This is a genomic window from Saccharothrix sp. NRRL B-16314 (assembly GCF_000716595.1).
Taxonomy (GTDB): domain Bacteria; phylum Actinomycetota; class Actinomycetes; order Mycobacteriales; family Pseudonocardiaceae; genus Actinosynnema.
Window position 1 is genome coordinate 1 of the sequence record NZ_JNXC01000025.1, and the last position, 10135, is coordinate 10135.

Consider the following 10135-nt stretch of genomic DNA (forward strand, 5'->3'; position numbering starts at 1 on the left):
CGAGCCACAACCACCTCCCGCACTCGACATGCGGGACCAGCCTCGCCGATCAGACCGACCGATCGATTACCGGGTCAACCCTCCGAGACGCGCCACTAGCTCGTTGCGAGTCGCCAGTGGCTGTTCCCGTGGACTTGGCCAAGCAGTTGCACAAGGCGTATGAGGGGCTGACCGTGGCCGAGGTCCTCGACGCGCCGGTCGCGGCGTTGGCCGGGGTCAGCGAAGGTGACGCGGAGAAGTTGGCCGGGGCCTTCAGGATCAAGACCGGGTGGGACCTGGGGACCAGCAAGTACTTCACACTCGCCGCGGCTCTGGCGGACCTGGATCAGCCTGCCGAGTAGCGTCGCGGATGGTGCTGTTCGGTGGGGTACGGGCTGGAAAGCCCGCACCCCGCCGGGCCGGCCCAGCGGTGGGCGTGAAGTCAGGGCAGTCCGGTTCCTGTCCTGCATGCCGCCCGGCCACCGGTTCCTGATCCACATCTTCCTGATCCACATCGCACCGTGGACCGCCCTGCCGTCCCGCTGACCATTGCCGGGAACGGCAGCCGAGCATCGGACTGATGGGTCCGGCGCGCCGGCACGCCGAGCCCGTAGCCGCCGGCACCGCTGTGTGGTGGCATGGGCAGCTCGTGTCCTCGGCCCAGACGGTCTCGACGAGCGCGAGCACCCGACTGGACCGGACCAACGCGAAACGAGGTCGACCGCCGCGCACGCGGCGTGCACTGCCAGAACGGTGCGGACCAACGACAGGCGTCTCATGGCGACTCCGGGAAGGACGACGTTGCTCCGGACCGCCGACCAGTCCTCCCGGCACACCGCGCCGTCACAGGATCGAGTGACGGCGTTGCCCACCGCATCGACGCGGACGGCACGGGTGTTGCCTCGGCAGTCTGATTTGCGCGCGGGTGCGGTGATGGGGCATCTTGATCTGCGGAGCGCCGGGAAGTCTGGTCGGCACGCCCGTCGTGCTGCGGCGGGTCGTTCGCCGACGACGGGAACCGGTTCATGGCGCTCGTGCTCGCCTTCGGGCTCGTACTGCTGATCAGCGTGTCGCTCTCGGGCGTGGCCGCCCGGACGGTGCTGTCCACTGCCCTGTTGTTCTTGGTCGCGGGCGCTGTGATCGGGCAGGGCGGATTCGGCTTGGTCGACATCCCCTCGGACGGTGTCTTCGTCACCGGCTTGGCCGACTTGGCGCTGTTCACCGTGCTGTTCACCGACGGGCAGCGCGCCGGTCTGCCCGCGTTGCGGGAGGGTTGGCGGCTGTCCGGGCGTGCGCTGGGACTGGCCATGCCGCTGACCATGATCGGCATCGCGGTGCCCGCGCACTTCCTGGCCGGCCTGGACTGGACGACCGCGCTGCTGGTCGGCGCGATCCTCTCCCCCACCGACCCGGTGTTCGCCTCGGCGATCGTCGGCCGCACGGACGTGCCGCTGCGACTGCGCCGCCTGCTCAACGTCGAGTCCGGCCTCAACGACGGGCTGGCGCTGCCCTTCGTGCTGGTGTTCCTGGCCACCGCCACCCGGGACGAGCCGCACCTGGGCACCATCGCGCTGGAACTGGTCCTGGGGCTGGTCGTCGGCGTGGCCGTGGCGGGCGCGATCACGCTGGCCTGGCGACTGCGGGTCCTCACCGCCGAGCCCCGGTTGCAGGCCCTGGGCCCGTTGGCCATCGGCGTGATCGTCTACGCCACGTGCCACCTCACCCACGCCAACCCCTACCTCGCCGCGTTCGCCGCCGGGTCCACCCTGGCCACGCTCGACCGGGTCACCGCCGAGAACTTCGAGCACTTCGGCGACCTGCTCTCGGAAATCACCAAGTTCGCCGCCCTGCTGGTCTTCGGCGCACTGATCACGCCGGAGCGCATCTCCCACCTGTCCGTCGGGGACTGGGCCGTCGCGGTCATCGCGATCCTGCTGGTCCGGCCCGCCGCCATGCTGCTGTCTCTGCTGCGCACCCCGCTGCCGCACCGGGAGCGGACGGTCGCGGCGTGGTTCGGGCCGAAGGGCTTTGCCTCGGTGGTCTACGTGCTGCTCGCCGTGCAGGCGGGCATACCCGAGGGCGAGCACGTGTTCGACCTGGTCGCGATCACCATCGCGCTGTCGATCGTGCTGCACTCCTCCACCGACGTGCCGGTGGCCAAGGCGCTGAGCGTGGAACCGCCGGACAACCTGCCCACCGGACTCCCCGGGCAACGCGGGCTGTGACGGCGGCTTCCTCTCCCTGCTGGTCCTGGTCGGGTTCGCCCTGATTCCCGGGCGGCTCTGGTGCGCCCAACCGCAGGCCGTGCCGGGCTGGGTGGTCACGCGGGCCGGCAGCCGGTGGAGCGCGCACTGGTGGGACTGGCTCGGCAGCACCGCCACCGCGGACGGGGACCGCCCTTCCCGTTGACCGGGGGTCGGCGGTCGTTCACGGCGATGTGATCGTCGCGTACGCGCGGAGGCGCCGGTCACCAGGTACGGTCGGGGTGTTGCCCGCGTGCGGGCATGGTGTGCCGGGAAGCCTGGTCGGCGTCGTGTTCCGCCGATCCCGGGAGCCGCCCGTGCCGCGCAGTGCTGTGAAGTTGTTCGACCGGGGCACCTGGCCCGAAGCGAAGCGGATCGCCGACATCCTGCGGTTGGAGACCGTCGGCGGGGTGATCATGCTGGTCGCCGCGCTGCTGGGACTGGTGTGGGCCAATTCGCCGTGGGCGCCCGCCTACGAGGCGCTGCGCGGCTTCGAGTTCGGCATCGCGTCGCTGCACTTGGAGCTGAGCGTCGGGCACTGGGCCTCCGACGGGCTGCTGGCGATCTTCTTCTTCGTCGCGGGCCTGGAGCTCAAACGCGAGTTCGTGGCCGGTGACCTGCGAGATCCCCGACGGGCGGCGGTGCCGGTTGCCGCCGCGTTCGGCGGGGTCGCGGTGCCGGCCGTGTTCTACGCGCTGGTCAACATGGGCACGCCGGGCGCGGCGTCGGGGTGGGCGATCCCGACGGCCACGGACATCGCCTTCGCCCTGGCGGTGCTCGCCGTGATCGGCCGCTGCCTGCCGGCGGCGCTGCGGACGTTCCTGCTCACGCTCGCCGTGGTGGACGACCTGATCGCGATCGTGATCATCGCGGTGTTCTACACCGACGACCTGGCCGTGACGCCTCTGCTGCTGACGTTCGTGCCGCTGGCGCTGTTCACCGTGCTGGTGCAGCGGCGGGTGCGCTCATGGTGGCTGCTGATCCCGCCGGCGGTGGCCACTTGGGGTTTCATGCACGCCTCCGGGGTGCACGCGACCGTGGCCGGGGTGCTGCTGGGCTTCGCCGTGCCGGTCATCCGCCGCAGCGCCGGGGAGGGTCCGGGGCTGGCCGAGCACTTCGAGCACCGCTGGCGCCCGCTGTCGACCGGGGTGGCGGTGCCGGTGTTCGCCTTCTTCGCCTCCGGCGTGGCGATCGGCGGACTCGACGGCCTGACCTCGTCGCTGTCGGACACGGTCACGATCGGGGTCGTGGTCGGGCTGCTGCTGGGCAAGCTGGTGGGCATCACCGCCGCCACGTGGCTGGTGGCCCGGTTCACCAGGGCCGAGCTCGACGACGACCTGGCGTGGGTGGACGTGGTGGGTCTGGCGGTGCTGGGCGGCATCGGGTTCACCGTGTCGCTGCTGGTGGGCGAACTGGCTTTCGGCGCGGGCAGCAGGCCCTACGACGACGCCAAGATCGGCATCCTGGTCGGCTCGCTGCTGTCCGCGCTCGTCGCCACCGTGATCCTGCGGGTGCGCAACAGCGTCTACCGGCGCATCCACGAGGAGGAGACCCGGGACGAGGACCACGACGGCATCCCGGACGTCCACCAACGAACTGTTATTGACTAACTTTTGTTATTGAGTAACACTACGGCTCATGGTCGTAGTGGTCGTCGGTGCGGGTCCCACCGGTCTGGCAGCGGCATGCGCGCTGCGTCTCCACGGCGTCGGGGTGCGGGTGGTCGACGCGGCACCGGGGCCGGCGACGACCTCTCGCGCCTTGGGGTTGCAGCCGCGCGGCAGCGAGGTGCTGGAGCGGCTCGGCGCGCTGGGTGACCTGCCGGCGCGCTCGGTCGGCATCCGCCGGGTGCTGGTCCACGTCGCAGGCCGCCGCTCAGGCGAGCTGCGGGTGGGGCAGCCCACGGCGCTGGTGCGACGCCCCGGTCTTCTGGTGTCACAGGCCGAGGTGGAAGCCGGGCTGCGGGCTCGCCTGGTCGACCTCGGCGTCCGGGTGGAGTGGGGCACCGCGGTCACCGGCCTCACCCAGGACGGGCGCGGCGTGGCGCTCTCCACCTCGACCGGGCCGGTGACGGCCCACTGGGTGATCGGCTGCGACGGCGCGCACAGCGCGGTCCGCAAGGCCGCCGGTGTCGGCTTCCCCGGTGTTCCCCTCGTCGAGGGCTTCGCGCTGGGCGACGTGCGGACGGAGTTGCCGTTGCCCCGGGACGCGGTGGGCGTCTGGGTACGTGGCGGGGAGATGTTCTCCGCCTTCCCGCTGCCCGGCGGTGTGTGGCGGTTCATGGCTCCCGCCCCGGGCACTTCGGTGCAGGACGTCCCGGAGTTCCTGACCGGCGCGGCACTGCGGCACGCCGGTGTGCGCGTCCGGGCGGCGGACGAGTGGGTGTGGGCATCGGTGTTCCGCATCCACCGACGCCTGGCCGAGACCTACCGCTGCGGCCGGGTGCTGTTGGCCGGCGACGCCGCCCACATCCACAGCCCGTTCGGCGGACAGGGGATGAACACCGGCTTGGGCGACGCCGAGAACCTCGCGTGGCGACTGGCACTCGTGGTCGCGGGCCGCGCGGGCGACCGGCTGCTGGACGGCTACCAGGCCGAGCGCCGCCCCGTCGCGGAGGAGGTGCTCGGCGCCACCAGCGGTCTCACCGGGCTCGTGCTGGGCGAGTCCCCGGTGGCCCGGCTGGTGCGCGACCGCGTGCTGTTCCCCCTGATGACCCTTCCGCCGGTGGAGAAGGCGATGTGGGAACGGGCGTCGCAGCTGAAGACGAGCTACGCCCGATCGCCGTTCGGCCGGAGTCCCCGGGTCGGCGACCGGGTGCCGGAGTTCGCGGCGACCGACCGGTTCGGCTGGACCCTCGCCTCGCCGGGGGATGACACCTGCGCCGCGGTCGTCCGCGACGCGCTCGGCGACGTCCGACACGTGCACCGCGACGGCGACGCGCTGCTGGTGCGTCCGGACGGCCACCTCGCCTGGCGCGGCAAGCCGGAGCCGGACGCGCTGCGCCGGGCACTGGCGGTCATGCTTGGCAGGTGACCAACCAGGCAGGGCGAGGTGGGTTGCGCGAGCAGCGCAAGGCGCGCACCCGCCGCGCGATCCAGGAGCACGCACTGCGGCTGTTCCTCGACAAGGGCTACGACGCCACGACCGTCGAGGAGATCGCCGCCGCGGCGGGCGTGTCGCACATGACCTTCTTCCGCTACTTCCCGACCAAGGAAGCCGTGGTCGAGGACGACGACTACGACCCGATCATCGCCGACCTGGTCCGCGACCACCCCACCGGCGAACCTCCGCTGGAGGTGTTGCGCGCCGCCTTGCGCGCCGGGCTGGACGCGGTGCTCGACACCGACCGCGACGCCATCTACACCCGCACGCGGTTGATCGTCACCACCCCCGCCCTGCGAGCGCGGCAGTGGCGCAACACCGCCGCCACCGGCGACCTGCTCGCCGCCGTGCTCGCCGACCGCGAACGGCGACCGGTCGACCTGCGGCTGCGGGTGATCGCGGCAGCCGCCACCGCAGCCCTCACCACCGCCCTGACCGCGTGGGTCGAGGACGAGGGCGCCGACGACCTCCGCTCCCTGGTCGACGAGGCGTTCGCGGCCCTGGCGCCGGGACACCGGTCCACTCCCGCCCCGGACGCACCGACCAGCACCGCCACGCCGCTCACCGGCCGTCGTCCCACCACGCCCACGACGGATTCCCCGCAGCGGCCTGGGTGACCGACCAGAGGCGTGCGCGGGCCGTCGGCACAAAGTCCGCGAACCGCACCGGCTCGCCGTCGGAGCCGAAGAAGACCTCGCAGGGGATGCGCTGGTGGTCAACGTCATCGTCGACGGCGTTAACGAACTGACTATCACCATGACGGTCATCGCCAACTCTCCGGTATCCGGAACTGAAACGAACCGAATGAAAAGGCACCTCTCGCCTTGTGAAGTCGCCGGCCAGGAAGTGTCTTCCCCGCGAACGCGGGGGTGGTCCCGAGGTCGTCCCAGCTGCCGGGGGGGCGCTGCCTGGTCTTCCCCGCGAACGCGGGGGTGGTCCGTTGTCCCCGCCGTGGATCGACGACGGCGAGGGGTCTTCCCCGCGAGCGCGGGGGTCGAAGCGTTCTGCCGATCGGTGGTGCTGCGATTCCCGTCCTGCTGCCATCCTGGGCGGAGTCCTGCGCAGCGCGTTCCGGGCCTGAGCCCGGAGCAAGGAGTTCACCGTGATCCGTCGTCTGCTGGTCACCGTCGTCGCGGCACTCGGCGCCGTCGCCCTCATGCCGGCCTCAGCCCAGGCCATCCCGGTGTGCAAGAGCGGCTACGCATGCCTCTACCAGTGGTACGCCGACCCGGAACACACCGAGTTCAACGGCTTCCGCGCCATCAACTGCGACGGCACCGTCGACAGCTCCGGTGTGCAACGCGGCTACCTCGTGTTCGGTCAGGCGCGCTGCAACACCTCCGGCTGAGTCCCGCTCGGGGTCGCACGGTCCGGTTCCCAGACGTCACCGGGCGGAGGAAACCGGCCTGGTGGTCCACGGGTGCTGGGACGTGAAGTCCGAGCCGTGGTCGGTGTAGAGCACGCCGAGGATGCCGCAGACGTACCAGGCCGGGTCGGGTTTGCGCCAGATCGCCTGCCTCAGCGCCAGCGGTGGTCAGCGCCGGCGGGGCACTGAGGCTCCGGCCCGGGCAAGGTCCGCTGGCCCGTCGAACGCACCTTCGCCTGGATCAGGGGCTTCCGACGACTCCGCGTCCGCACCGAGCCCCGAGCCGACGTCCATGAAGCGATGCCCAGCCTGGCCTGCTCGATCATCTACCTGCGCAAACTCATTCTGAACTGATCACTTAGGCTCCCGGGTCGTCGGCGTACTCCGCGAAAAAGGCCTTGCCTATTGGAGTACCCGACCACCGCGAACCAGGCGAGGCAGGTCCCCCGACGACCTCGTGGACTTGTGACGATCGCGGGGCCCAGCCAGCAATGTCCACCAGCGACACCGGCCGTTCGCGTACAACAACGGCCGCAACCCGTTGCACCGGAAGCGATAGACGCCGCCCTCCCTCTCTGGTCTGACGCTGTGGTTCCCGGGAACTGCGTCGAGAGGACGTGACCTGCCACGATGCCGTCCGGAGCTGTTACGCGTCAGGTTCTTGGCGGCGGATGAACACGGCAGGGCAGAAGCCGCGATCGACCTTTTTCATGAGGGGTCTCGAGTGTCGGCCCGGCGGTTGTGACCAGAGGTTCACAAGTTGGGAGGTCCGTGCCTCTGAGCTGTCTGGACGTACTCGGCGTAGTCGATAGCCCCGACTCCCGCCTGGTATGAGGCGCCAGCGCGCTTCCCCGGCGAGCAGCTCCACCGGCTCGTCACCGGCTTGGGTCCACAACACCGGCGCAGCCGATGTGGACGAGCGGAATTGCTCCCAGGTCACCTGGTCCGTGTCGACAGTTGTTTCACCGGGCAGTGGCCACCGTGATGTCCACGTCATCCGCAGGCGCTCGTCGAGTTGCCGCTGGTCGGGGTTCGGAACGAAGGTCAAGGGGGCGCAGGCGATCACGTGATCGAGGTAGCGGATCAACCCCGGCAGCGCCGTGGTGCCGTCCAGTCGTGCGCCGACCTCGATTCCCTTGTTCGCTTCCAAACCGTACTGGGCGTCGAAGTTGGCGGAGAACACCAGCCCGTGCTCGTCGTCCGCGACTGCGGCCTTGGCGTGGTTGAGGGTGTCGGCGAGCACTTCGACACCCAGTTCATGGAAGGACTGGGCGTCTCGGCGGTGTTCTTCTCTTTGGTTCAACGCTCGAACGAACAACCGCACGTCGAGGTCGTTTCTGGCCATGACTTCGGCCAGCGGTTCCAGCAGGAGGTCCGGTCGCCCGGTCATACCCTTGAGGTTGAACGATGCCAGCAGCAGGCGCCGCCTGGCTCTTGCCATCACGTCCCTGATGTGGTCGAGCACGGACTGCTGGTCGTCGGAAGTCCACACCGCGCCGCTGAGCGGGGCAACCGCCAGCGGTGCGGGCGCAGTGCACGGAGCCGGGACCGCCCGCCAGTCCCGGACGCTGTAGGTGGTCGCGCCGGAGGGCAGTTCCCAGCTACACCCGGCGAACCACAGGGTGGTGAACAATCGTGCCAGGCTGCTGACCGTGGTGCGGTCTGAGGTCACCACGCCCACTTCCCCCACCTTGGTGAACGCCCGGGTCTCCAGGTTGGCGGTGCCGACCCAGGCCACCTGGTCGTCCACCACGACGAACTTGGCGTGGCAACTCCGGTGCCCTCGCAACGCCACACCCCGGTGCGTCAGCGATAGGAACCTCTTCTTCTCCACCTCCACCTTCCGACCCGGGTCGTCCAGGTCGTCCAACTCCACCAAGCCTCGCTCGAGGCTGCGCTCGTCGAGTTGGCTGATGACGTAGACGCCGCCGCGCAGTCGGTCCGCGGCTCGGGTGAGCTCGTCGATCAGGTCCTCGTCACCGAGGATGAAACTGGTGACGAAGACCTTGTTCCGCGCGCCGCGGATGAGCTCCAGGACTGCTGTCTTCAGCGTCGTCGGCGAATCGAGGTAGGTGCTGCACGTTCGCCACTGCCCGGTGGGGGCGTCGGGCTCGACGAATGGCTGCGGCGACGCGTCTCGAGACAGGAAGTACCCGAGGCCGACGCGCAGGGCGCCGACATCGATCCGGTCCGGGTGGTCGGCCTTCGCCTCGGCTTGGCTAGTCATAGTCGAAGTCCTCGCGTTCCCGAAGGGTGTGCACGATCCAGTGGTGACCCAACTCCCACGCCCGTGCGCCGACCTCCCGGACCTGCTCCGGGCTCATTCTCATCGCGCGGTCGCGAATGGTCGCGGGATTGCGCAACAGCGCCTTCACGGTCTCATCGACAGCGAACAGGCGCACGGCCCTGTCATCGGCTGGCACATAACGCACCGCGACGACCACCGCCGTGTCGTCGGTCTCGATGCGCAAGCCGATCGGCTCCAACAGCAGACCGTCCTCGGCCAGATCCACCGCCTGGTCACCGGTGATCGGCAACTGCCAGCGGGCCGGACCGTCGGCCCGCAGTGCGGTGGACCCCGCGTTCCCGGTGGCGGCCTCCCACACTGCGGACCGGTGACGCGCGTCCCCGAGCTGCGAAGCAAGGCTTGACCAGGCACGGACCAGGCCCTCCGCGTCGTCCAGTCGCAACAGCGCAGGCGCTCGGCGGCGCTCGCGCCCTCGTTCCCTCGCGCGGCTGTCGTTCTCCGCAGGGGCGAATTCGACCAGGATCGGTGTGCGATCGCCGTCGAAGGTGACTGTCGCCGTGCAGGTGTATGCCGGGCATACCGGTACGTGGGATTCGCCGACGCGGTGCAGAACACCGGTCAAGCCGGGTGGGTCCGGCGTTCCCGGTTGCTCCACGGTGGAGATGACGGTCGTCGGCAGGTTGGCCACCTTGCCCTTGGCGATGTAGGTCGAAACCAGCTCGTGCCGACTGCGGGCGTGCAGGGAGTACGGCAGCGGAGCCACCGAGTGAGGCGTCGGTTTCACCCGATCGAAGTCCTTCAACCCGGTGATCACCACCAGGTCGTCGCTGTGGGGCAGGAACAGCAGGTCGAGAACGTCTTCGCGTCTCGTCACCGCGGTTCCCTCGTCGATGGCGGCCTTCGTCTGCCTGGTTGGTGTGAAGGTCCCTTGGTGCTCGGTGACCAGCCGCATGGCGCTCAGCCGTCTGCCTACGGCCGCCCAGATCGTCTTCGGCACCTCGGTGAGCTCCACCAGGAGTTCCGTGTCCACTTTGCCGAGGCGTTGGGCGGCTTCCATCAGCAGGCGGTCCGGGGCGCCGAGTTCGGTCGCCTCCGCGTGCACGACGGTCACGTCGTGCCACACCACCATCGGCAACAGCGTGGTGACGACCATCATCGGCTTGTCGCCTGTGGGCGCGGAATCGGTCCTTGAGAACA

At 70.0% G+C, this 10135-nt stretch carries 8 protein-coding genes and 1 pseudogene; 7 read left to right on the top strand and 2 right to left on the bottom strand.

Translation table 11 applies throughout. From position 1 onward, the window contains the following. Positions 1-116: 116 nt before the first annotated feature. From OQ02_RS29015 to OQ02_RS44195, 7 genes and pseudogenes are all read left to right on the top strand, one after another. Complete coding sequence (locus OQ02_RS29015; protein WP_033441812.1) at positions 117-341, top strand: hypothetical protein; 225 nt, start codon at positions 117-119, stop codon at positions 339-341. A 663-nt stretch (positions 342-1004) separates the two neighbouring features. Then, entirely contained in the window at positions 1005-2204 is a 1200-nt protein-coding gene (locus OQ02_RS29020; protein ID WP_033441813.1) for a cation:proton antiporter, read from the top strand. A gap of 335 nt (positions 2205-2539) precedes the next feature. Beyond that, positions 2540-3832: a Na+/H+ antiporter NhaA gene (gene nhaA, locus OQ02_RS29025; protein WP_033441869.1), complete on the top strand. Its 1293-nt coding sequence runs from the start codon at positions 2540-2542 to the stop codon at positions 3830-3832. Positions 3833-3860: 28 nt separating this feature from the next. Next, on the top strand, positions 3861-5255 hold the full coding sequence (locus OQ02_RS29030) for an FAD-dependent monooxygenase (RefSeq protein ID WP_033441814.1): 1395 nt from the start codon (positions 3861-3863) through the stop codon (positions 5253-5255). Continuing rightward, positions 5252-5941 (top strand): acyl-CoA-like ligand-binding transcription factor, encoded by a 690-nt coding sequence (locus tag OQ02_RS29035; RefSeq protein ID WP_156077366.1) that lies wholly within the window; start codon positions 5252-5254, stop codon positions 5939-5941. The genes OQ02_RS29030 and OQ02_RS29035 overlap by 4 nt, the downstream gene beginning before the upstream one ends. A 485-nt stretch (positions 5942-6426) precedes the next feature. After that, the gene (locus tag OQ02_RS29040; protein WP_033441815.1) at positions 6427-6672 is read left to right on the top strand and encodes a hypothetical protein; all 246 of its coding nucleotides are present in this window, start codon (positions 6427-6429) and stop codon (positions 6670-6672) included. 234 nt (positions 6673-6906) lie between these two features. After that, positions 6907-7044: pseudogene (locus OQ02_RS44195) on the top strand (IS5/IS1182 family transposase); the annotation flags it as partial. A gap of 292 nt (positions 7045-7336) precedes the next feature. Here OQ02_RS44195 and OQ02_RS29045 read toward each other — a convergent pair. Beyond that, complete coding sequence (locus OQ02_RS29045) at positions 7337-8917, bottom strand: phospholipase D-like domain-containing protein (RefSeq protein WP_033441816.1); 1581 nt, start codon at positions 8915-8917, stop codon at positions 7337-7339. Further along, entirely contained in the window at positions 8910-10091 is a 1182-nt protein-coding gene (locus OQ02_RS29050) for a hypothetical protein (RefSeq protein ID WP_197043543.1), read from the bottom strand. The genes OQ02_RS29045 and OQ02_RS29050 overlap by 8 nt, the downstream gene beginning before the upstream one ends. Positions 10092-10135: the final 44 nt, after the last annotated feature.